Origin of the sequence: Aeromicrobium sp. Leaf291 (genome assembly GCF_001423365.1) — a bacterium.
Lineage (GTDB): Bacteria > Actinomycetota > Actinomycetes > Propionibacteriales > Nocardioidaceae > Aeromicrobium.
This window is the reverse complement of sequence record NZ_LMNM01000003.1, coordinates 321,796-343,765: the sequence shown is the minus strand read 5'-3', so window position 1 is coordinate 343,765 and position 21,970 is coordinate 321,796. Positions and strand designations below refer to the sequence as shown.

The 21,970-nt window shown below is 72.2% G+C and carries 19 protein-coding genes; 7 read left to right on the top strand and 12 right to left on the bottom strand.

The window, feature by feature from the left end; all coding sequences use genetic code 11:
• Positions 1–82 precede the first annotated feature (82 nt).
• Positions 83–1,681 carry a catalase gene (locus ASF35_RS15340; RefSeq protein ID WP_055969350.1) on the bottom strand — a complete coding sequence of 533 codons (1,599 nt, stop codon included), beginning with the start codon at positions 1,679–1,681 and terminating at the stop codon, positions 83–85.
• A 66-nt stretch (positions 1,682–1,747) separates the two neighbouring features.
• On the bottom strand, positions 1,748–3,394 hold the full coding sequence (locus ASF35_RS15335; RefSeq protein ID WP_156368061.1) for a LuxR family transcriptional regulator: 1,647 nt from the start codon (positions 3,392–3,394) through the stop codon (positions 1,748–1,750).
• Between the two features lie 123 nt (positions 3,395–3,517).
• On the opposite strand from ASF35_RS15335, the gene ASF35_RS15330 reads away from it, so the two are divergent.
• The 3 genes from ASF35_RS15330 to ASF35_RS15320 all read left to right on the top strand — a co-directional run bounded on the left by ASF35_RS15330 (position 3,518) and on the right by ASF35_RS15320 (position 7,950).
• Entirely contained in the window at positions 3,518–4,075 is a 558-nt protein-coding gene (locus ASF35_RS15330; protein ID WP_055969346.1) for a hypothetical protein, read from the top strand.
• 114 nt (positions 4,076–4,189) lie between these two features.
• A complete protein-coding gene (locus ASF35_RS15325; RefSeq protein ID WP_055969343.1) occupies positions 4,190–6,406 on the top strand; it encodes an NADP-dependent isocitrate dehydrogenase in 2,217 nt (738 codons plus the stop codon).
• Positions 6,407–6,708: 302 nt separating this feature from the next.
• On the top strand, positions 6,709–7,950 hold the full coding sequence (locus tag ASF35_RS15320) for an MFS transporter (protein ID WP_055969340.1): 1,242 nt from the start codon (positions 6,709–6,711) through the stop codon (positions 7,948–7,950).
• Here ASF35_RS15320 and ASF35_RS15315 read toward each other — a convergent pair.
• Positions 7,947–8,504 carry a TetR/AcrR family transcriptional regulator gene (locus ASF35_RS15315; RefSeq protein ID WP_055969336.1) on the bottom strand — a complete coding sequence of 186 codons (558 nt, stop codon included), beginning with the start codon at positions 8,502–8,504 and terminating at the stop codon, positions 7,947–7,949. The genes ASF35_RS15320 and ASF35_RS15315 overlap by 4 nt on opposite strands.
• Before the next feature lie 23 nt (positions 8,505–8,527).
• Here ASF35_RS15315 and ASF35_RS15310 point away from each other — a divergent pair, with 23 nt between their 5' ends.
• Complete coding sequence (locus ASF35_RS15310) at positions 8,528–9,709, top strand: MFS transporter (RefSeq protein WP_156366828.1); 1,182 nt, start codon at positions 8,528–8,530, stop codon at positions 9,707–9,709.
• Here the strand turns inward: ASF35_RS15310 and ASF35_RS15305 are convergent.
• From ASF35_RS15305 to ASF35_RS15290, 4 genes are read right to left on the bottom strand one after another with little or no spacing between them, the layout of a single operon-like run.
• Positions 9,706–10,662 carry a sulfate/molybdate ABC transporter ATP-binding protein gene (locus ASF35_RS15305; protein WP_055969330.1) on the bottom strand — a complete coding sequence of 319 codons (957 nt, stop codon included), beginning with the start codon at positions 10,660–10,662 and terminating at the stop codon, positions 9,706–9,708. The genes ASF35_RS15310 and ASF35_RS15305 overlap by 4 nt on opposite strands.
• Positions 10,663–10,698: 36 nt before the next feature.
• Positions 10,699–11,529, bottom strand: a complete 831-nt coding sequence (locus tag ASF35_RS15300; protein WP_055969327.1) for a sulfate ABC transporter permease — start codon at positions 11,527–11,529, stop codon at positions 10,699–10,701.
• Positions 11,522–12,370, bottom strand: a complete 849-nt coding sequence (gene cysT / locus ASF35_RS15295; protein ID WP_055969324.1) for a sulfate ABC transporter permease subunit CysT — start codon at positions 12,368–12,370, stop codon at positions 11,522–11,524. Before cysT ends, ASF35_RS15300 begins: the two co-directional genes overlap by 8 nt.
• Before the next feature lie 3 nt (positions 12,371–12,373).
• Positions 12,374–13,456 (bottom strand): sulfate ABC transporter substrate-binding protein, encoded by a 1,083-nt coding sequence (locus tag ASF35_RS15290; RefSeq protein ID WP_055969321.1) that lies wholly within the window; start codon positions 13,454–13,456, stop codon positions 12,374–12,376.
• A gap of 351 nt (positions 13,457–13,807) precedes the next feature.
• Between ASF35_RS15290 and ASF35_RS15285 the strand changes: the two genes are divergently transcribed.
• Positions 13,808–14,695, top strand: a complete 888-nt coding sequence (locus tag ASF35_RS15285) for a hypothetical protein (protein ID WP_055969317.1) — start codon at positions 13,808–13,810, stop codon at positions 14,693–14,695.
• Between the two features lie 16 nt (positions 14,696–14,711).
• On the opposite strand, the gene purU is transcribed toward ASF35_RS15285, so the two are convergent.
• From purU to galK, 5 genes are read right to left on the bottom strand one after another with little or no spacing between them, the layout of a single operon-like run.
• Positions 14,712–15,578, bottom strand: coding sequence for a formyltetrahydrofolate deformylase (gene purU / locus ASF35_RS15280; RefSeq protein ID WP_156364673.1), 867 nt, complete (start codon positions 15,576–15,578; stop codon positions 14,712–14,714).
• A 10-nt stretch (positions 15,579–15,588) separates the two neighbouring features.
• Positions 15,589–17,124: a DHA2 family efflux MFS transporter permease subunit gene (locus ASF35_RS15275; RefSeq protein WP_055969314.1), complete on the bottom strand. Its 1,536-nt coding sequence runs from the start codon at positions 17,122–17,124 to the stop codon at positions 15,589–15,591.
• A gap of 54 nt (positions 17,125–17,178) precedes the next feature.
• Positions 17,179–18,321 carry a GNAT family N-acetyltransferase gene (locus tag ASF35_RS15270; RefSeq protein WP_055969311.1) on the bottom strand — a complete coding sequence of 381 codons (1,143 nt, stop codon included), beginning with the start codon at positions 18,319–18,321 and terminating at the stop codon, positions 17,179–17,181.
• A 13-nt stretch (positions 18,322–18,334) separates the two neighbouring features.
• Positions 18,335–19,180 (bottom strand): prephenate dehydratase, encoded by an 846-nt coding sequence (locus tag ASF35_RS15265; protein ID WP_055969308.1) that lies wholly within the window; start codon positions 19,178–19,180, stop codon positions 18,335–18,337.
• A gap of 48 nt (positions 19,181–19,228) precedes the next feature.
• The gene (gene galK, locus ASF35_RS15260) at positions 19,229–20,350 is read right to left on the bottom strand and encodes a galactokinase (protein ID WP_055969304.1); all 1,122 of its coding nucleotides are present in this window, start codon (positions 20,348–20,350) and stop codon (positions 19,229–19,231) included.
• A gap of 43 nt (positions 20,351–20,393) precedes the next feature.
• On the opposite strand from galK, the gene trpS reads away from it, so the two are divergent.
• Both trpS and ASF35_RS15250 read left to right on the top strand, forming a co-directional pair.
• The gene (gene trpS, locus ASF35_RS15255; protein WP_156364671.1) at positions 20,394–21,416 is read left to right on the top strand and encodes a tryptophan--tRNA ligase; all 1,023 of its coding nucleotides are present in this window, start codon (positions 20,394–20,396) and stop codon (positions 21,414–21,416) included.
• Positions 21,409–21,957 (top strand): 2'-5' RNA ligase family protein, encoded by a 549-nt coding sequence (locus ASF35_RS15250; RefSeq protein ID WP_055969301.1) that lies wholly within the window; start codon positions 21,409–21,411, stop codon positions 21,955–21,957. The genes trpS and ASF35_RS15250 overlap by 8 nt, the downstream gene beginning before the upstream one ends.
• Positions 21,958–21,970: the final 13 nt, after the last annotated feature.

Here is a 21,970-nt window from a genome sequence, read left to right as displayed (position 1 = left end):
AGGGGCGCCCGGACCAGGGCACTGTGACGAACGTAACGCAGGCCCCCCTGCGCGTGCAGGGGGGCCGTCACGTCACGGAGGGTCAGCCGGCGTGGGTGCGGGTCTCGACGAGGGCGTTGGCGGTCAGGTCCTTGGCCTGGTCGTCCTCACCGCCGGGGTTGTCGCCCCCGAGGCCGGCCCGCGTGAGCTCCTCGATCTGCTTGCCGGTGTCGGCATCGACGTTCTTCCAGTAGTCGAAGGCCCGCTCCAGGACGTCGCCCTTCACCCCGCCGAGCAGGTGGCCGGCCACGGTCTCGACGAACCGCTCGCGCTGGGCGTCGTCCCAGACGTCGCGCACGAGGGCGCCGGCCTGGCTGAAGTCGTCGTCGTCCGGGCGGAGGGTGTAGGCCTGGCGCACCATCGCTCCGTCGGCCTCCCAGCCGTCGTCGACGGGTCCGGTCTCGTCGCTGTAGCCGCGCCCCTCGCTGTTGGGCGCGTACTTCGCCTCGTCGCCGCTGTGGTCGTAGGCCATGGGACCGTCGAACGTGTAGGTGTTGTGGTGCGCCACGTTCTTCGGCCGGTTCACCGGCAGCTGGTGGTAGTTCGGCCCGATGCGGTAGCGCTGGGTGTCGGAGTAGGAGAACACTCGGCCCAGGAGCATCTTGTCGGGGCTGAATCCGATGCCCGGCACGATCGCCGACGGCTCGAAGGCCGCCTGCTCGATCTCGGCGAAGAAGTTCTCCGGGTTCCGGTTCAGGGTCATGGTCCCGACCTCGACCAGCGGGTAGTCCTCGTGCGGCCACACCTTGGTGAGGTCGAACGGGTTGAGCCGGTAGGTCTTCGCGTCCTCGTACGGCATGAGCTGCACCGACAGGCGCCACGACGGGAACTCTCCGGCGTCGATGGACTCGAACAGGTCGCGACGGTGGAAGTCGGCGTCGTGGCCGGCGATCGTGTCGGCGTCCTCGCCGGTGAGTCCCTGCACGCCCTGCTGGCTGTGGAAGTGGTACTTGACCCAGTGCTTGTCACCGGCCTCGTTGATCCACAGGAAGGTGTGCGAGCCGTAGCCGTTCATGTGCCGCCAGGAGCGCGGGATGCCGCGATCACCCATCAGGTAGGTCACCTGGTGCGCGGACTCGGGGTTGAGCGACCAGAAGTCCCACTGCATGTGGTTGTCGCGCAGCCCGCTGGCGCCGCGTCGCTTCTGGCTGCGGATGAAGTGCTGGAACTTCATCGTGTCGCGGACGAAGAAGACCGGGGTGTTGTTGCCGACGAGGTTGTAGTTGCCCTCGGTCGTGTAGAACTTCAGCGCGAAGCCGCGCGGGTCGCGCCAGGTGTCGGGGGAGCCCTGCTCGCCCGCGACGGTGGAGAACCGCGCCAGCATCTCGGTCTCGACGCCGGGCTGGAAGAGCGCGGCCTTGGTGTACGCGCTCACGTCCTCGGTCGTCGTGAAGGTGCCGAAGGCGCCGGAGCCCTTGGCGTGCACGTTGCGCTCGGGCACGCGCTCACGGTTGAAGTGGGCCATCTGCTCCAGCAGGTGCCGGTCGTGGAGCAGGATCGGGCCGTCGGCGCCGAGGGTCAGGCTGTTGCGGTCCGAGCCGGCGGGTGCGCCGGTCTCGGTGGTCGAGCCCTTCTGGGCCTCGGGGGTGGGTGCGGTCGCGACGGCCGTGCCGTCGTCGGGCTGGGGGACGTGGTGCGTCATGGTCCGCTCCTTCGAAGTCTGTGTCCCTCCACCGTCACCCGGGAACCCGGAAGTCGCGAGTCGAGGTCACGCGCCGGCGGGCGAGGGCTCCGTCGCCGCGGGCGGGGCCGGTACTGCCGCCTCGGCCCTCAACCACTGCCGGGCAAGCTCGAATCGGCTGGCGGCGTCCCACCGGACCAGGGCGTCGCTGACGTGCTTCTCGACCGCCTTGACGCTGATCTCCAGCGCGGCGGCGACCTCGACGTTGCTGCGCCCCTGCGCGAGCAGCCCGACCACGTCGCGCTGACGGGGCGTGAGGTCGTCGGGGTCGCGACCGGGGTCGTCACCGCGTGGGCCGACCGCGGACAACAGGCCGACGCGGGTGCCGACGCCGAAGGCGCAGAGGATGCGGGAGACGTGGGAACGCACGGTGCCGGGGGAGAGGAACAGCGACTGCGCGATGGCGTGCTGGTCCAGGCCACGCAGCACGAGGTCGGCCACGTCGCGCTCACGGGGCGAGAGCACGGACCAGCCGCCGGCGCTGACCGGGGGCAGGCGCCGACCTGCCGTGCTCAGGACCTGGGACGCCGAGCGACGCACCGCGGCGTGGCCGCCGGGGTCGGCGACGGAGACGGCCTCACGCAGCGTGCGGGTGGCCTCCTTGACCTGCCGAGCGAGCAGGTGGGACCGGGCCAGCACCACGCGACCCTCGGCTGCCTCGACGGCCCGACCTGCTGCCTCGGCTGCCTCGACGGCCTGCTCGGCGAGCAGGACCGCCGCACCGGCGTCCCCGAGCAGTGCGGCCTCGCGAGCGCGGATCCTGAGCACCGTGGACGTCGCCGCCGGATGTGCTGCCAGCGGGGCGGCGAGGCAGGCCCAGGCGCGGACGGCCTCCTGGTCGCCGTCGAGCTCGCCGACGGCCACGAGCAGCTCGAGCCCGAGGGCCTGGTCCACCACGGTGAGCGCCGAGAGGCTGGCGTCGCCGCCTGCACGGAGCACCAGGGTGGCTGCGCTGCGCACGTCGCCGGTGGCGACCGCCCCGAACGCGGCCAGCAGGAGCGACCCCCGACCGACGTGGTCGTCGCGGACCGGGCTGGCGGCGACGTCGGCCACGAGGGCGTGGGTGGCGTCGGCGCCGGCGGGCTCGGCGTTCCCCAGCACGAGCGCGCGCAGTCCGGCTGCGAGACGTGCGAGGTCGTGGGTCGTGGCGACGGACGCGAGCGCATCGACCTCGTGCCGCGCGTGGTCGATCCTGCCGCCGAAGGCGAGCGCACGGACCCGCAGCTGACGCTGGAGGACCTCGACCGCCGTGCCTTCCCACGGTGACGGGACCTGTGAGTCGGGGAGCAGGGCGAGGGCGCGGTCGACCTGCGCGCAGGTGAGGGCGGCCTCCGCGGCGAGGGTCCGGGCGAACCACCAGGCGGGATCGCGCTGGTCGCGACCGCGCAGCACCTGCTCGAGCTCGTCGAACGGGTCGGTCAGCACCGGGTCGCGGTTCCGCGCCCGAGCCAGCCCGACGGTCGCGAGGGCGAGGGCCCGACCGAGCGGGTCCTCGGCCGCCGCGAGGGCGCGGCCGGCGTGCTGGAGCGTCTCGTCGGTGCCACCGAACCAGAATGCGACGAGCGCGCGCCAGGCGTCGCGGTCCTGGGCCTCGTCCGCCTCGCTGCCGGCATCGGCCTGGCCGCCGCACAGGAGGGCTGCCACCACTCGGGAGACGTCGTCGACTCGACCCACCGTCAGACGGTACCGCCGTCGGGCCGGTGGATGAGGCCGTTTCCCCATCGCCGTCGACAGCCCGGGGGGCCGAGCCTGGGGCCACGGCTCCCGGCCGCCGCCCACGACCCTGGAGGAACCCCCATGCGCACGTGCCTCGTCGGCCTCGCCACGCTCGCCCTGCTCGGCCTCGCAGCCTGCGGAGGAGGCGAGGCTCCTGCCGGCGACGACCCCGCGGCCGGCACCTCGTCCGGGGCCACCGCCGGGGCGGCGCCCGAGAAGGGCGCCGACGTGCCGGACGACCTGTGCTCGCTCGTCTCGGCCGAGGAGCTCGGCGACGCGCTCGGCGTCACCGTGACGACGGAACCGGGCCCGGTCGACACCTGCGACTTCGGCGAGGAGGACCCGCGCGGTGTCAGCGGCTCCTACGGGGTCGTCCCCGCCGAGGACAACGGCGGGTACGCGGCCTACCGCTCGGGCATGACGTCGGTGATGGAGGATCCCGAGGTCACCGCTGTCGACGGACTCGGGGCGGCGGAGATCGCGTTCGGCAGCCTCGCCGGTGGGTACGGCACGCAGGCGGCCGGTGCCGCCGACCTCGGCAGCGTGGTCGTCACGACGAACGTGCTCGGCGGCGACCAGGACCGGCTCACCGAGCGGGCCGAGGCCGTGCTGCGCCTGGCGGTGGCCGCCGTCGAGTGAGGGACAGGACGGAGCGGTCCTGGGGCCGGGCGGGGGACGGGGCGGCGCGCGCCGACGCCGAAGGGATATCTTGAGGTCGAGAGACTTTCGGCCGACCCCGAGGAGTGGCCCGCGATGGCCAAGATCATCTACACGCACACCGACGAGGCCCCGCTGCTGGCGACCTACTCGTTCCTGCCCGTCATCGAGGCCTACGCCTCGACGGCCGGCGTCGACGTGGAGACGCGCGACATCTCCCTGTCCGGGCGCATCCTGGCGGTCTTCGCGGACCTGCTGCCCGCCGACCAGCAGGTCGACGACGCGCTCGCCGAGCTCGGAGCACTTGCCAAGACGCCCGAGGCGAACATCATCAAGCTGCCCAACATCAGCGCCTCGATCCCGCAGCTCAAGGCCGCGATCAAGGAGCTGCAGGAGCAGGGCTTCGACCTGCCGGCCTACCCCGACAACCCGTCGAGCGACGCCGAGAAGGACGCCAAGGCCCGCTACGACAAGGTCAAGGGCAGTGCGGTCAACCCGGTCCTGCGTGAGGGCAACTCCGACCGCCGCGCCCCCGCGTCGGTCAAGGCCTACGCCCGCAAGAACCCGCACTCGATGGGCGCCTGGAGCAGCGACTCCAAGACCGAGGTGGCCACGATGGGCGCCGACGACTTCCGCTCGAACGAGAAGTCCGTGGTCCTCGGGTCCGACGACACCCTGACGATCCAGCACGTCGCCACCGACGGCACCGTGACCGTGCTCAAGGACTCCCTGCCCGTGCTGGCCGGTGAGGTCGTCGACGCCACCGTCATGCGGGCCGCGGCGCTCGACGCGTTCCTGGCCGAGCAGGTCCAGCGCGCCCAGGACCTCGACGTGCTGTTCTCGGTGCACCTGAAGGCCACGATGATGAAGGTCTCCGACCCGATCATCTTCGGCCACGTGGTGCGGGCCTACTTCGCCGACGTGTTCGCGCGCTACGGCGACGACCTCGCCGCGGCGGGACTCAGTGCCAACGACGGCCTCGGCGGCATCCTCTCCGGGCTGGACGCCGTGTCGAACGGCGCCGAGATCAAGGCGGCCTTCGAGCAGCGCCTGGCCGAGGGGCCGCGCCTGGCCTACGTCGACTCCGACAAGGGCATCACCAACCTGCACGTGCCGAGCGACGTCATCGTCGATGCGTCGATGCCGGCCATGATCCGGACGTCGGGCCACATGTGGGGCGCCGACGGCCAGGAGCACGACACCCTCGCGGTCATCCCCGACTCCAGCTACGCCGGCATCTACCAGGCCGTCGTCGAGGACTGCAAGGCCAACGGCGCGTACGACCCGACCACGATGGGCTCGGTGCCGAACGTCGGCCTCATGGCCCAGGCGGCCGAGGAGTACGGCAGCCACGACAAGACGTTCGAGATCGAGACCGCGGGCACCGTCCAGGTCGTCGACGCCGCGGGCACCGTGCTCATCGAGCACGACGTGGAGCCGCACGACATCTGGCGCGCCTGCCAGACGAAGGACGTGCCGATCCGCAACTGGATCGAGCTCGCCGTCACCCGCGCCCGCGCCACGGGCGCCCCGGCGGTGTTCTGGCTCGACGAGACCCGCGCCCACGACGCCAACCTCATCGCCAAGGTCAACGACTACCTGCCGTCGCTCGACACCGACGGCCTGACGATCGAGATCATGGCGCCGACGGAGGCGACCACCTACTCGGTGGAGCGCATCCGTCGCGGCGAGGACACGATCAGCGTCACCGGCAACGTGCTGCGCGACTACAACACCGACCTGTTCCCGATCCTGGAGCTCGGCACGAGCGCCAAGATGCTGTCGGTCGTGCCGCTCATCAACGGCGGCGGACTGTTCGAGACCGGCGCGGGCGGCTCGGCACCCAAGCACGTGCAGCAGCTCGTCAAGGAGAACTACCTGCGCTGGGACAGCCTCGGTGAGTTCTTCGCGCTGGCGGCCAGCTTCGAGCACCTGGCCACCACGGCCGGCAACGCCCGCGCCCAGATCCTGGCCGACACGCTCGACCGCGCCACGGGGACGTTCCTCGACGAGAACCGCTCGCCCGGCCGCAAGCTCGGCACGATCGACAACCGCGGCAGCCACTTCTACCTCGCGCTCTACTGGGCCGAGGAGCTGGCGAAGCAGACCGAGGACGCCGAGCTGGCGTCCGCCTTCGCCGACGTCGCCGGTGCGCTGCGCAGCAACGAGCAGACGATCGTCGACGAGCTGCTCGCGGTGCAGGGCTCCCCGGCCGACATCGGTGGCTACTTCCGGCCGTCCGACGAGAAGGCCACGGCCGTGATGCGTCCGTCCACCACCTTCACCGAGGTGCTGGGCTCGCTGTCGCTCTGACCGCAGACGCTCCTCGACGCCCCACGGCCACCGGTCGTGGGGCGTCGTGCGTTCGCGCGGTGCAGCCCTCCGCCCTCGCCCCCATCGGTGGATCCGCAACGTCAGAACCGCTCCTGCGGTTGCTGAAGCACCGATCGTGGTCGAGTGAGCGGTTCATCGGTGGATCTGCAACGTCAGGAGGGCCTCTGCGGTTGCTGAGGCACCGATGGGTGGGACGCTCGCCCCTGGCCTCGGCCCGCCGGCGGGCATGATGTCGCGCACACCGGGAACAACACGCCGACGGCAGGTGCTTGGCTCTTCACGTGACCTCCTCCGTCGACCTCGCAGCCGAGACCGCCACCCCGTCGCCCCGTGCCACGCACGTCGGGGCGGCGATCGTCGCGCTCGCGCTCGGCGGGTTCGCGATCGGCACGACGGAGTTCGTGACGATGGGCCTGCTCAAGGAGATCGCCGTCGGCATCGACGAGTCGATCCCGACCACGGGGCACGTGATCACGGCCTACGCCTTCGGCGTGGTCGTCGGGGCTCCGATCATCGTGGCGCTCGGTGCGCGGCTCCCGCGCCGCGAGCTCGCCGTGGGGCTCATCCTGGCGCTCGGCGTGGGCAACGCCGTCACGGCGCTCGCGAGCGGCTACGTGCCCGTGCTCGCGGCCCGGTTCCTCGCGGGGCTCCCGCACGGTGCCTACTTCGGCGTGGCCTCGCTGCTCGCCGCCTCGCTCGTGCCGGCGCACCGACGCGGTCGTGCGGTCAGCCGGGTCATGCTCGGCCTCTCCGTCGCGACGGTCGCGGGCGTCCCCGCGGCCACCTGGCTCGGGCAGGCGTTCGGGTGGCGGGCCGCCTACTGGGCGGTCGTCGTCCTCGCCGTCCTCGCGGCCGCGATGATGCTGCTGTTCGTGCCGCACCAGCCGGGTGACCGCACGGCCAGCATGAGGGGCGAGCTGTCGGCCCTCAAGCGGCCCCAGGTGCTGTTCGCCGTCACGGCCGGCATGGTCGGCTTCGGCGGCCTGTTCGCCATGTACAGCTACGTCGCCCCGATCGTCACCGACGTCACGGGGCTCGCCGACGCGACGATCCCGTGGTTCCTGCTGGCGTTCGGCGTCGGCTCGGTGCTCGGCTCCTGGCTCGCCGGGCCGCTCGCCGACTGGGACGTGCCCCGGCTCGTGATCGGCGGCTTCATCGCGACGGTCGTCGTGCTCGTGCTCTTCCACCAGACCGCCGGCATGGCCGTCTGGGCGGCGCTCGGTGTCTTCGCGATCGGTGCCCTCGGCAGCCTCGTGGCGATCGGTCTGCAGATCCGGCTCATGGACGCCGCGGGCGACGCGCAGATGCTGGGTGCCGCCCTGAACCACTCGGCCCTGAACATCGCCAACGGCCTGGGTGCGTGGCTCGGTGGCGTCGTGATCGCCGCCGGGTACGGCTACCGGGCCCCGAGCCTGGTCGGGGCCGGCCTGGCGATCGCCGGGCTCGTGATCTTCGTGGTGGGTCTGGGCGCCCAGCGCCGCAGCCGTGGTGCAGCGTCCGAGGCGTCGCCCGCCGCGGGCTAGCTCCGGACCAGCGTCGTGGCGGTGGTGCGAGCCACGTCCGTGGTCCACCCGGGTGACCGGAGCCGCATCGCGAGGTCTCCGGTCACGACCAGCAGCAGCTGCTCGCCCAGCTGGTCGCCGCGCCGGGGATCGACGTCGCGCGCCAGCTCGACGAGGCGGCCGCGCAGGTCGTCGGACTCGCGGCGCAGTGCCTCCGCGAGCTCCGCGGGCGGGTCGGCGTGCTCGGCGGCCGAGCCGAGGAAGGCGCACCAGCGCGAGCCGAGGGAGCCGGCCCGGAAGGCGTCGAGCGCGTCGAACACGGCCAGGAGCCTGCCCTCGGGTGTCTCCTGCGCCGCGATCGCGTCGTCCCACGTCTCCAGCCAGGCGCGGTGCCGACGCTCGAGCGCCGCGGCGAGCAGCGCCTCCTTGCTGGCGAAGCCCCGGTAGAGGGTGGCGGCCGAGACGCCGGCGCGCTCGATGACGGCATCGATCGGGGTGGCTGCGACGCCGTGCCGGAAGAACAGCTCGTCGGCGGCGTCGAGCAGCCGGGTCTCCGTGGAGGTGCGCAGGGGCATGGGGTCAGCCTAGACTCGGCAAAGTGAAACGTACGTTTTCGTTATCCCTCCTCCTCGTCCCCTCCGGTCTCGGCCTCGTGGCGGCCACCTACGGTCTGGTCCGCCTGGCGTCGGGGCTGTACCTGCCCGACGTGCAGGCCGACCTCGGCCTCGGGGTCGCCACCGCCGGTCTCGTCTCCAGCGGGGCCTCGGTCGTCTACTGCCTCGGGGCGCTCGCCGGGCTGCTCCTCGCCGCGAGGCACGCTCGAGCGCTCGTCGTCGGGGCTGCGGCCACGGCCGGCGGCGGCGCGTTCGGCATGGCACTGGCGCCCGACGTGCCGACGTTCGCGCTCCTCGCCGTCGTGGCGTCGGCGGGTGCGGGGCTCACCTCGCCGGCCATGGTCGCCCTCCTCCAGCAGGACCCGTCCACGCGCGAGCGTCCTGCCGCCCAGGCCGCGGTGAACTCCGGCACGGGCCCCGGACTCGTCGCGGCCGGGGCGCTGGCCCTGCTGCTCCTGCCGGACTGGCGTGCCGCATGGGCGTGGTCCGGACTGTTCACGGTGCTCGTGGCCGGCCTCGTGCTGGCCTCGTCCAGGAACGGCGTCGGGTCCACAGGGGGCTCGGCGCGCGGTGTGCTGCCGGCGACGTGGTGGGTCGCCCACGCCCGGGTCGTCGCGGCGGCCCTGCTGCTGGGAGCCGGCTCGGCGGCCGTCTGGAGCTACGGGCGGGCCATGCTCGTCGATGCGGGGACGGGTCGGACGGCGTCCGTGGTCGCCTGGATCGCCGTGGGTGTCGGGGGGACGCTCGTGGCGGCCTCGAGCCGGAGGATGGAGCGGATCGGACCGCGGGCGTCGTGGGTCCTCACGGCGGGAGTCGTCGCGCTCGCCACGGCCACGCTCGCACTGCTGCCCGCCGTCACGCCGGTCGCGCTGGCGGCCTGTGCCGCCTTCGGGTGGGGCTTCGTCGCCGCGTCGGGAGCGCTCATCGTCTGGACGATCGAGATCGACGAGGCCCGCGGAGCGTCGGGGACGGCCCTGCTGTTCGTGGTGCTCGTCCTGGGGCAGGCCGTCGGCTCCTCGGTGATCGGGGTGCTCGTCCCGGCCGCCGGGTACCCCGCCGCGTTCCTCGCCGCCGCGGGGGTCAGCGCGGTGGGCGGCCTGGTGGCGGTCCACGTCCGTCGGTCCCGGCGCGGACAGCGGTCCAGGACCGTGGCCTCGGCCCGCTAGGAGGAACCGGGCCGGGGGCGCAGCCACACGCGGTCGCCCTGGTGCAGACCCAGGGCGTTCGCGTCGGACCGGGTGAGGGTCACCAGGATCGGCGCTGGGTGGCGCGCGTCCTCCGGCGTGACCTCGAGGCGCACCTCGAAGCCGATGCGCGTCCACCGGGTGATCGTGCCCACCGCGGTCGCGGCCTGCTCGTACCGCGAGATCTCGATGTCGTGCGGACGCACGAGGTGGTCGCCCAGGGTGGTGACCGGACCGAGGAACGACAGCACGAAGTCACTGGCGGGCTTGTCGTAGAGGTCGTCGGGCGTGCCGATCTGCTCGATGCGACCCTCGTTGATGACGACGATGGAGTCGGCGACCTCGAGCGCCTCCTCCTGGTCGTGGGTCACGAAGACCGTGGTCACGTGCATCTCGTCGTGCAGACGTCGGAGCCAGTCGCGCAGCTCCTTGCGCACCTTGGCGTCGAGCGCGCCGAACGGCTCGTCGAGCAGCAGCACCGACGGCTGGATGGCCAGGGCGCGGGCCAGCGCCATGCGCTGGCGCTGGCCTCCCGACAGCTGGGCCGGGCGTCGGTCGGCGAACTGCTCCAGGTGCACGAGCTGCAGCAGCTCGTCGACCTTCGCCTCGATCTCGTCCTTCGGCCGCTTGCGGATCTCGAGGCCGAACGCCACGTTGCGACGGACGCTGAGGTGCTTGAAGGCCGCGTAGTGCTGGAACACGAAGCCGACGTTGCGCTTCTGCACCGGCAGCGCCGTGGCGTTCACGCCCTCGATCTCGACCGACCCGGTGTCGGCCGACTCCAGGCCGGCGATGATGCGCAGCAGCGTGGTCTTGCCCCCGCCGCTCGGACCGAGCAGCGCGGTCAGCTGTCCCGTGGGGATGGCGAGGTCGACGTCGTCGAGCGCGACGAAGTCGCCGAACCTCTTGCTGACGCCTGCGACGTCGATGCTCATGGGTGCTTCTCCCGGGTCTGGGGACTGTACGGAGGACTAGTGGCGCTCGGCACGCGAGCGCAGGATCTGGACGACGACGATGCACACGACGGACACGCTGGCGAGCAGGAACGCGATCGCGTAGGCGCCCTCGGCGTCGAAGTTGAGGTACTTCTCCTCGACCGCGAGCGTCGCGGTGCGCGTCTCGCCGAGGATGTTGCCGGAGACGACCTTGACGGCCCCGAACTCGCCGAGCGAGCGGGCGAGCGTGAGGACGACGCCGTAGACGACCGCCCAACGGATGCCCGGCAGGGTGATCCGCCAGAACGTCTGCCAGCCGTTCGCCCCGAGGCTGCGGGCGGCCTGCTCCTGCTCCGTGCCGATCTCGCGGAGCACCGGCACGACCTCGCGGATCACGAGCGGCAGCGCGACGAACGCGGTGGCCATGACGATGCCGGGCGTCGAGAAGATGATCTGGATTCCCCAGCTCTCGAGCGACGGTCCGAACCACCCCCCGCGCCCGCCGTAGACGAGCACGAGCGCGAGGCCGACGACGATCGGCGAGACCGAGAGCGGCAGGTCGAGCGCGGCGCTCAGCAGCCGCTTGCCCGGGAACTCCGAGCGCACGAGCAGCAGGGAGATGCCGACGCCGAACACGAGGTTGATCGCGGTGGCGCAGAGCGCCGCGACGGCGGTGAGCTGCAGGGCGGCCACCATGTCGGGGTCCTCGAACAGGCTGCGCAGCGAGTCCAGCCCGTTCTCGAAGGTGTTCGTCACCACGAGCGCGACAGGCCACACCACGAGGAGGCCGAGGTACACGACGGCGACGACGCGCAGCAGGTAGGTGACCGGCCCCTTCGGGTGCCGGGTGAGGCGTGCGTCAGCCACGGTCGCTGATCCTCCTCTGCAGGAGGTCGAGCACGATGATCGTCAGCAGCGAGACGAGCAGCAACAGGGTGGCGATCGACGCGGCCGCGGCCGGGTTGTCGTTCTCGATGGCCCCGAGGATGCGCACCGACGCGACCTCGGAGGTGAAGGGCAGGTTGCCCGACAGCAGCACGAGCGAGCCGTACTCGCCCACGCCGCGGGCGAACGAGAGGGCGGCGCCGGCCGCGATCGCCGGGGCCAGTCCCGGCAGGATCACGCGACGGAAGGTCGTGAACCGGCTCGCCCCGAGGGAGGCGGCGGCCTCCTCGACCTCCGGGTCGAGCTCCTCGAGCACCGGCTGGACCATGCGCACGACGAACGGCAGCGTGACGAAGAGGAACGCCAGGTACACCGACGCACCGCTGTTGGCCACGTTGATGCCCAGGGGGCTCTCGTCGTTGCCGTACAGGGAGAGCAGGACGAGGCCGGCCACGATCGTGGGCAACGCGAACGGGATGTCGATGACGACCTCCAGGGCGGCCTTGCCCCAGAAGCGGTCACGGACGAGCACCCACGCGATCATCGTCCCGACGACGACGTTCACCAGCGTCACGGCGGCGGCGGCCTGCAGCGTGACGGCGATGGCCGCTCGGGTCTGCTCGTTGGAGATGGCGCGCCAGAAGTTCGCCCAGCCACCCTCGGACGCGGTCACGACCACGGCGCACAGCGGGATCAGCACGAGCAGGCTGAACCACAGCATCGCGATGCCGAGGCCGAGGCCCGAGGTGCGGGTGAGGGTGCTCGGCAGGGCCGGCCGGAGTCGTCGCTCCGGCCGGCCCGTCGGGGTGAGGGTGCTGGTCATGGACTACTGGGAGGCCTTGCCGGACTTCGCGATGGCGTCGGTGACGATGCCGACGGGAGCGCCGTCCTTGCCGTCGCCGAACAGCTCGTCCTTCACACCGCCCCAGCCCGGGCCGCCGAAGTTGTCTGTGAGGGTGAGCAGGTTCTTCACGGCGGGGAACGGGTCCGCCGCGTCGGGGGCGCCCTTGATGTCGGACGCCTCGAGGCCGACCGACTCGAGGTCGGCGGTGCCCGGCTCCTCGAGGTTCAGCGGGCGGAAGCCCTTGAGGGCGAACTCGCGCTGACCGGTCTCGCCGAGCACGAAGTCGAGCCAGGACTCGGCAGCGGGGGCGTGCTTCGTCAGGAGCGCGCCAGGGTTCTCGATGAGCAGCGTGGTCTCGGGGATGACGTAGTCGAAGCCCTGGCCCTGCTGCGCGGCGAGGATGGCTTCGTTCTCGTACGCGAGCAGGACGTCGCCGGTGCCCCCGAGGAAGCTCTGGGTCGCGTCACGGCCGCTGTTGGTCAGCGACACCACGTTCTTGAACAGCCGGTCGATGTACTCGGTGGCCTCGGCCTTGCTGCCGCCGTTCTCGGTGACGCTGCCCCAGGCGGCGAGGGCGTTCCAGCGGGCCGCGCCGGAGGAGGCGGGGTTGGCGGTGACGATCTCGACGCCGGGCTTCACGAGGTCGTCCCAGCCCTGGATGTTCTTCGGGTTCCCCTCGCGGACGCCGAGCACCACGACCGAGGTCGACACGATGCCCTTGTTCTCGCCGTCGTCCCAGGTGTCCTCGACGAGGCCCGCGTCGACGAGCCGGTCGACGTCGGTCGCCACGGACAGGTGCACGTAGTCGGCCTTCAGGCCGTCGACGACGGCGCGGCTCTGGTCGCCCGAAGCACCGTAGGACGTCTTGAACCGCACGCCCTCGCCCTCGGGTGTCTCGTTGAACTTCTCCGCGATCGCCTTGTTGGCGGCCTCGGGCACGGCGAAGCCGACGATGCTGATGGTCTCGTCACTCTCACCTCCGCCGGATCCGCACGCCGCCAGCACCAGGGCGGCAGCAGCGGCGAGCGCGGTGGCGGTGAGTCGTCGGCGGGGGGTGGTCGTCATGGTCGTCCTCGGGTCGGGCACGTCTGCGTGTGGCGTGCGTCGGGACGACCGTAGGGACATTTCCAGACCAGGATCACTGGTCTCAACATCCGGACTTCTCGGCCGAGGGGTGAGACGTCGTGCCAGGGCGAGCGTCGTGCGGGACCCGGGACACGCACACGGACGAGAACCGCGGCCCGTCACCCCCTGGATGCAACGGAACCGCGGCTCTTGGAACCAACCCTAGGACTCCGCGCTTCACACAGCGCTCCCAACGGTGTGAAGATTGCATGTGAATCACGCCTCACCCGCGAGCCCGCGCCATCGGACCGTCCGTCGGACACCCGGCGCTGCGCATGCCACGATCCCTGCATGACCGAGAGCCGGCGGTTCGCCGACGCCTTCTCCGACGCGCTGGACGCGCGCGGGGTCGGCCTGTCGTGGCTCCGGTCGCGCCTGGCAGACCGCGGGCACGCGGTGTCGCTGGCCGCCCTGTCCTACTGGCGCTCCGGTCAGCGGGAGCCCCAACGGAGGATCTCCCTGGAGGCGCTCGTGGCGATCGAGGAGCTGCTCGGCCTCCACCCGGGTGCGTTGTCATCGCACCTGCGTCGTCGTGGGCGGACCGGACCGGCGCCGTTCGACGACCTGGTGGGCCTGGCGCGTCAGGTCGGCAGGGACCGTGGCCTCGTCGGCGAGGACGAGGTGGACCGCATCGCGTTCGACCTCGTCGTGGACGTCGACGCCGACCGTCGGATCAGCCAGGTGCGGGTGACGCAGGTCTTCGTGGCGGCCGTCGAGGGCGCTGCTGGCGTCACGATGTTCGTGGCGCCGGGCGTCGGCACGGGCACGACGGAGTTCGAGGGCCTGACGGACTTCGCCACCGACACGGTCATGCGAGCCGTCTCGGGCTGCTCGGTCGACGGCGTGGTCGACATCATCGACGGGATCAGTGCCGCACGCCTGAGGTTCGACCGACCCCTCTCGCTGGGGGAGTCGGTGGTGACCGAGATCGTCCTGTGTCCGGTCACGGACGACTCGGCTCTCGACTCCGAGTGGGGCGCGGTGGCCGAGCAGCGTCTCGAGCAGTGCATGGTGTGGGTCCGCTTCCACCCCGACCAGCTGCCCAGCAGGTGCTGGGTCGGCTTCCAGGAGGCGGGGCTCGGCCACGAGTGGCCCGTGGCCCTCGACGGGGCCACCGGGCTCCTGCACCGGCAGACGGACTTCGGTCCCGGGCTGTGCACCGCTCGCTGGGAGTGGTGACCCGACCGACCGTGCGTCAGGCGAAGACGACGGTGCGCGGACCGTTCATGAGCACCCGCGACTCGGCGTGCAGGCGCACCGCCCGCGAGAGCGTCTGGGCCTCGACGTCGCGTCCCACGCGGGCGAGGTCGGCCGGACTCATCCGGTGGTCCACCCGCTGCACGCCCTGCTCGATGATCGGCCCCTCGTCGAGGTCGGCCGTCACGTAGTGCGCGGTGGCGCCGATGAGCTTGACCCCGCGGTCGTGGGCCTGGTGGTACGGCCGGGCGCCCTTGAAGCTCGGCAGGAAGCTGTGGTGGATGTTGATCGCCCGGCCGGCGAGCGCGCGGCAGAGGTCGTCGCTCAGGATCTGCATGTAGCGCGCGAGCACCACGAGGTCGATGTCGAGCTCGTCGACCAGGTCCAGCACGCGGGCCTCGACGTCGGGCTTGGTCTCGCGGGTGACGGGCAGGTGGTGGAACGGCACGTCGTAGGACGAGGCGAGCCGCTCGAGGTCGCGGTGGTTGGACACCACGGCCGGCACCTCGATGTTCAGGCCGCCCGAGCTCTGCCGGTAGAGCAGGTCGTTGAGGCAGTGCCCCTCCTTGGACACGAGCACCAGGGTGCGGGCGGGGCGCTCGGCCTCGACCAGGCGGAAGTCCATCGCCAGCTCGGCCGCGACGGGGGCGAAGCCCTGCGTGAGCTCGCCGGCGTCGCGACCGGGGCCGAAGTCGACGTGGAGGCGCAGGAAGAACTCCCCGCTCGCGTCCACGTCATCACTGGGGTCGGTGTACTGCTGGGAGTCCAGGATGTTGCCGCCGGTCTCGTGGATCCACCGGGTGACGGCGAAGACGAGTCCGGGGCGGTCCGGGCACGACAGCGTCAGGACGTGGGTGCTGGTCACCTGCCGAAGTCTAGGCAGCGGGCGGAGTCGCCGGCTCCGCGGTCGCCCGAGCGCTCGCAGCCGTCGCCGGTGGGGCCCCCTGGTGCCGCGGCCGCTCGAAGAAGAGCACGACGACGAGCCCGACGACGAACGCGATGGTGGGCAGCCAGAACGCCTCGGACATGGCGCGCGAGAACGCATCGGCCACCTGCGCCGGCATCGCCGCGCCGCCCGCCGACTGGAACGCCGCCGCGTCGCCGTCGAGACCGTTGGCCGAGAGCCGCGCACCGATCAGGGCGGCCACGGCCGCGCTGCCGAGCGCGGCGGCCACCTGTCGGGTCGTGTTGTAGACGCCCGCGCCCGCGCCGGCGGACGCCAGGGGGAGGTTCCGGGTCGCGGTGGCGCTGAGCGGAGCCCAGAGGAAGGCGTTGGAGACGCCGAACAGGGCCATCGGCAGCAACAGCTGCCACCCGGGTGTGGTCGGGTCGACGAGCGAGCCGAGCCAGCGCATGGCGACGGCGGCCGTGCCGAACCCCACGAGGGTGAGGATGCGCGGGTGGACGCGGTCGGACAGCTTGCCCACGACGGGCGAGAGCGCGAGCAGCACCACGGCCATGGGCGCCATGAACAGCGCGGCCTCCGTGGGGCTCCAGCCCCGCGCGCCCTGGGCGTAGAACATGAACGGCAGGCTCATCGCGGTGATGGCGAGCGAGACCATGGCGATGCCCAGGTTGCCCACCGAGAAGTTCCGGTCGCGGAACAGGCCCAGCGGCACGAGCGGCTCGGTGCGCACCCGGCTCTGCCAGACCACGAAGAGCCCGAGCACGAGGACCCCGACGCCGATGAGCAGCGGCACGCTGACCGGACCGGCGATCGTGCCCCAGTCGTACCGCTCGCCCTCCTGGATCCCGAACACGAGCAGGAACATGCCGGCCGCGCTCAGGGCCACGCCCAGCCAGTCGAAGCTGTGCGCGTGCGTCTCGAGGGTGGGCACGAGCCGCATCGCGAGCACGAACCCCACGATCCCGACCGGCACGTTGACGAAGAAGATCCACTCCCAGCCGGCCGCGTCGACGAGCACGCCACCCAGGATGGGGCCGACCAGCGTCGCGACGCCCGCTGTCGCTCCCCACAGCGCCATGGCGCTGCCGCGCTTGGCGGCAGGGAAGGTGCGGGTGATGACCGACATGGTCTGCGGCGTGATGAGCGACGCGCCGACGCCCTGCACGACGCGCGCGGCGATGAGCCCGCCGATGGAGTCGGTGAGGCCGCACCAGAGCGAGGCGAGGGTGAAGATCGCGAGTCCGACGAGGTAGACCCGCTTGGGCCCGAACCGGTCGCCGAGCCGTCCCGTGACGAGCAGGGGCACGGCGTAGGCCAGCAGGTAGGCGCTCGTGACCCAGATGCCGCTGTTGTAGTCGGTCTGCAGGTCCTCGATGATCGCCGGCGTCGCGACCGAGACGATCGTGTTGTCGACGAGGATCATGAAGAACCCGATGACCATGGCCCACAGCGCCGGCCAGGGGGAGGTCGCGGCGTCGACGGGGGCACGTGTCGGTTGGGTCACGCAACCAAGTGTGCAGGTCGACGCCGACGAAACCGCCGCCTCGTGGCGAAGGTCTCAGACCTCGTCGCGCAGCAGGTCGTAGGAGACCAGGTCGTCGACCGAGCCGTCGCCGAGCAGCTCGGCCTCGCGCTCGACCCCGATGCGCCGGAAGCCCGCCCGTTCGGCCACCCGGTTGCTGGCCGCGTTGCCGGCCGCTGCCCGCAGGCTGAGGCGGTGCAGGCCGAGCGGCTCGTGGTCGGGCCCGTCAGCGGCGAGCGCGTGGCGCACGGCCGCGCGGACCGCCTCGGTCATGAATCCTCGACCCCGCGCGTCCGGGTGGGCCCAGTAGCCGACCTCGGCCGTCCCGGGGTTGGGGCCGTCGAGGTGCATGAGGGCGAGGTTCGCGACGAGCGCGTCGGTCTCGCGGTCGGCCACGGCCCAGGTGAGCTTGGACCCGATGGCCGCCTGCCAGGTGCAGTCGGCCAGGTAGGCGCGCGCGACGTCGAGCGTGTACGGGCGCGGCAGGGTGTTCAACCAGTGCCCCGCGGTCTCGTCGCCGCACGCCTCGGCCACCCGGGCGGCGTCGGACTCCGCGAAGGGTCGCAGCCGCAAGCGGTCCGTCTCGATCACGGGAGCGTCGAGCCAGCGCCCCCTGGGCACGGGGGCGTCGCCGAAGCGCAGCACCGCCGTCCAGGCGTCGAGGGTGCGACCCCGCTCGTGCAGCAGGGCGGGCGAGGAGCCCACGAGCTGGAAGCCGCAGGCGTGCGCCACGCGCAGGGAGGCCTCGTTGCCGACGTGCGCCCGCCAGTGGACCGACTCCACCGCGCACTCGGTGAACACGTGGTCGACGGCGAGGCGCACGGCCCGGGTCATCAGTCCGCGACCGCGCGCCCACGGGTGCAGGGAGAAGCCGAGGTCGGCGACCGGCCCGCCCCGGACGTCGACGTTGCCGGCGAACCGGGCCCGTCCGGAGTCGTCGGCGGCCTCGACCACCCACATCCGCGCCGTGCCCTGGTCCCACGCCTCGGCGCCGATCTGCAGGGCGAACGCCTCGCTCATCTCGGGCGTGTTGGGCACCGGGACCGCGGTCCACCGCTGCATGTCGGGGTCCTGCGTCATCTCGTGCATCGACGCGACGTCGGCCGGCGTGGCGGCGCGCAGGGTCACCACGCCGTCGGAGAGGACGGGCACGGACAGCGGCCAGCTCAGGGAGTCCATCGGTCGGCTCGGCTCAGGCGGACTCGGCCCGGAACGGATCGGCCGGGTAGACGCCGAGCACGCGGGTCTCGGTGGTGAAGAACGTGAGCTCCTCGAGGGCGCGCGCCACGTGCGGGTCGTCCGGGTGCCCGTCGACCTCGGCGAGGAACTGGGTGGCGGTGAACTCGCCCCCCACCATGTAGCTCTCGAGCTTGGTCATGTTGACGCCGTTCGTGGCGAAGCCGCCCAGGGCCTTGTAGAGGGCCGCCGGCAGGTTGCGCACGTTGAAGATGAAGGTCGTCACGACTGGTCCCGCGCCGGCGGCCGGGACGGCGGGCTCGCGCGAGAGCTCCACGAAGCGGGTCGTGTTGTGGTCCTCGTCCTCGACGTCGCGCGCCAGGATCTCGAGTCCGTAGATCTGCGCGGCGAGCGGCGGGGCGATCGCCGCCTGGCTGACGTCGCGGGCCTCGGCGATCTCGCGTGCGGCACCGGCGGTGTCGCCGGAGACGAGAGGCGTCCAGCCGTGCTGCTGGATGATCTTGCGGCACTGCCCGAGGGCGTGCACGTGGCTGTGTACCGTGCGCACGGTGTCGAGGGTGGTGCCCGGGACGCCCATGACCATGAACTGGATCCGCAGGAAGTGCTCGCCGACGATGTGCAGGCCCGACGTGGGCAGGAAGTGGTGGATGTCGGCCACCCGGCCTGCGATCGAGTTGTCGATCGGGATCATCGCGAGGTCGGCGTCACCACCGGTGACGGCCGCGAACACGTCCTCGAACGACGCGCAGGCCACGGCCTCGGCGTCGGGGTGGTGCTGCTGGCAGACGATGTGGGAGTTCGCGCCGGGTTCCCCCTGGTACGCGATGCGGCGGACGGTCACCCCGACAGTCTTCCACCCCGTGTGGGCGCGAGGCGGCCAGGAGGGACCTCAGGCGGTGCGGTGGACCCCGTCGGCGGCACGGACCGCGAACACCTCGGGCGTCTTCCAGCCCAGGGCGTCGTAGCGCTGCTCCACGAGCTCGCGCACCGGTCCCGCCTTGGCCTGCGGGACCAGGGCGATGGCCGAGCCGCCGAACCCGCCGCCGGTCATGCGGGCGCCGAGGGCGCCGGCCTCGAGGGCGGACTCGACCGCGACGTCGAGCTCGGCGCAGCTGACCTCGAAGTCGTCGCGCAGGGAGGTGTGCGAGGCGGTGAGGACCGTCCCGAGCTGCTCCCAGTCCTGCTCGCGCAGCGTGCGCAGGGCGGCCTTGACGCGAGCCGTCTCGGTGAAGACGTGCTGCGTGCGACGACGCAGCACGGGGTCGTCGAGCCGGACGAGCGCGTCGAGCCCGGCCTTCGCGAGGTGGTCGAGCCCCAGGGCCGACGCGGCCTCCTCGCACTGGGCGCGCCGCTCGGCGTACCCCCCGCCTCCGGAGGCGGCCACGTGCGAGTGGTCCACGCCCGTGGAGATGACCAGCAGCGAGAGGTCGGCCGCGGCCACGTCGAACGGGACGCGCTCGGGCTCGGCGTCGCCGAGCGGGTCGGTCACGACGGCCTGGCCCTCACGGCCGAACGTGACGGCCAGCTGGTCCATGAGGCCGGTCGGCGCCCCCACGAAGTCGTTCTCGGCGCGCTGGGCGAGGCGGGCCGCCGTGAGCGGGTCCAGGTCGAGACCGGCCAGGTCGGCGAGGGCGGACACGACCCCCACGGTGAGCGCGGCCGACGACGAGAGACCGGCACCGAGGGGCAGCGACGACTCGAGCACCAGGTCGCAGCCGGGCAGCGAGCCCTGGGAGCGCAGCGCCCACACCGCGCCCGCGGGGTAGGCGGCCCACCCGTCCGCCGCGACGGCGCCGTCGCCCGGTGCGACGTCGACCGTGAACGCCGCGCGCTCACGGCGACCGTCGGGCAGGGTGCTCCACACGTTGACCGCGTCGTCGTCACGGCGGCGCACCTTCAGGGTGAGGAAGCGGTCGATCGCGAAGGGGACCGACGGGCCCCCGTTGTAGTCGAGGTGCTCCCCGATGAGGTTGACCCGACCCGGAACCTGCCACGTGCGTACGTCGTCCACCCGCCCGAGCCTAGGACCTGACCGGCAGAACCTCACTGGCAGAATGCACAGCATGTCCAGCAGCACCCGTCCCCGCTCGCTGTCCGGCATCCAGCCGACGGCCGAGTCGTTCCACTTCGGGAACTACCTCGGGGCGATCCGCCAGTGGGTGGGCCTGCAGGACGACCACGACGCGTTCTACTTCATCGCCGACCTGCACGCGCTCACGGTGCAGCCGGACCCGGCAGCCCTGAGGGCGCGGACCCACGCGTCGGCGGCACAGCTCCTCGCAGCCGGCGTCGACCCCGAGCGGTCGGCGCTGTTCTGCCAGAGCCACGTGCCCGAGCACACGCAGCTGGCGTGGATCTTCAACTGCCTCACCGGCTTCGGCGAGGCGGGTCGCATGACGCAGTTCAAGGACAAGAGCGCCAAGGGTGGCACCGACAAGTCCAGCGTCGGGCTGTTCACGTACCCCATCCTGCAGGCGGCCGACATCCTGCTCTACAACCCCCACCACGTGCCCGTGGGTGAGGACCAGCGCCAGCACCTCGAGCTCTCCCGCAACCTCGCGCAGCGGTTCAACCATCACTACGGCGAGACGTTCCGCCAGCCCGAGCCCTACATCCTTAAGGACGCCGCCAAGATCGGCGACCTGCAGGACCCGACCGCGAAGATGAGCAAGTCCGGCTCCTCGCCCAACGGGATCGTCGACCTGCTCGACGACCCGAAGAAGGCGGCGAAGAAGATCCGCTCGGCCGTCACCGACTCCGGCGACGAGATCCGGTTCGACCCCGAGGGCAAGCCCGGCGTGTCCAACCTGCTCACCCTGTACTCGGCCGTGACCGGCACGTCGGTCGACGACGTCGTCGCCGAGTTCGAGGGTCGCCAGTACGGACACCTCAAGGTGGCCCTCGCGGACGTGGTGGCCGACTTCGTGGCCGGCTTCGGCGAGCGCACGCGGGCGTACCTGGACGACCCGGCCGAGCTGGACCGGGTGCTGGCCCGGGGCGCGGCGCGGGCGCGTGAGGTGGCGGCGCCCGTGGTGGCCGACGTGTACGACAAGGTCGGGCTCGTCCGCGGTGCCTGAGCGGGGCGGGGCGGGCGCGTCGCGCACGTTCGGGGTCGCGATCTCGGTCCCGGAGCCGCACGGCGAGGAGCTGCGCGCGCACCGGGCCGCGTTCGGCGATCCGCTCGCGGAGCAGATCCCGAGCCACATCACGCTGCTGCCGCCCGACGTCGTGGCCGGTGACGAGCTGGACCGACTCGCCGGTCGGCTCTCCGCGGTGGCCGCCCGGACGGCTCCGTTCGAGGTCGACCTCAAGGGCACGGGCACCTTCCGGCCGGTCTCGCCCGTGGTCTTCGTGGCGGTGAGCCGAGGCATCTCCGAGGCCGAGCTGCTGGTCGCGGAGCTGCGCGAGGCCCTCGCGGCGCCGGAGCCGGAGTTCCCGTACCACCCGCACGTCACCGTCGCCCACCACCTCGACGACGCGGCGCTCGACCGCGCCTACGCCACGCTCGAGCACTTCGCGTGCACCTTCACGGTGGGCGAGATCGCGCTGTACCTCCACGAGCCGGACGCGGGCTGGTCGACGTACCTGTCCTTCCCGCTCACCGGTTCGCAGGACTGACCGCCGCCCGTGG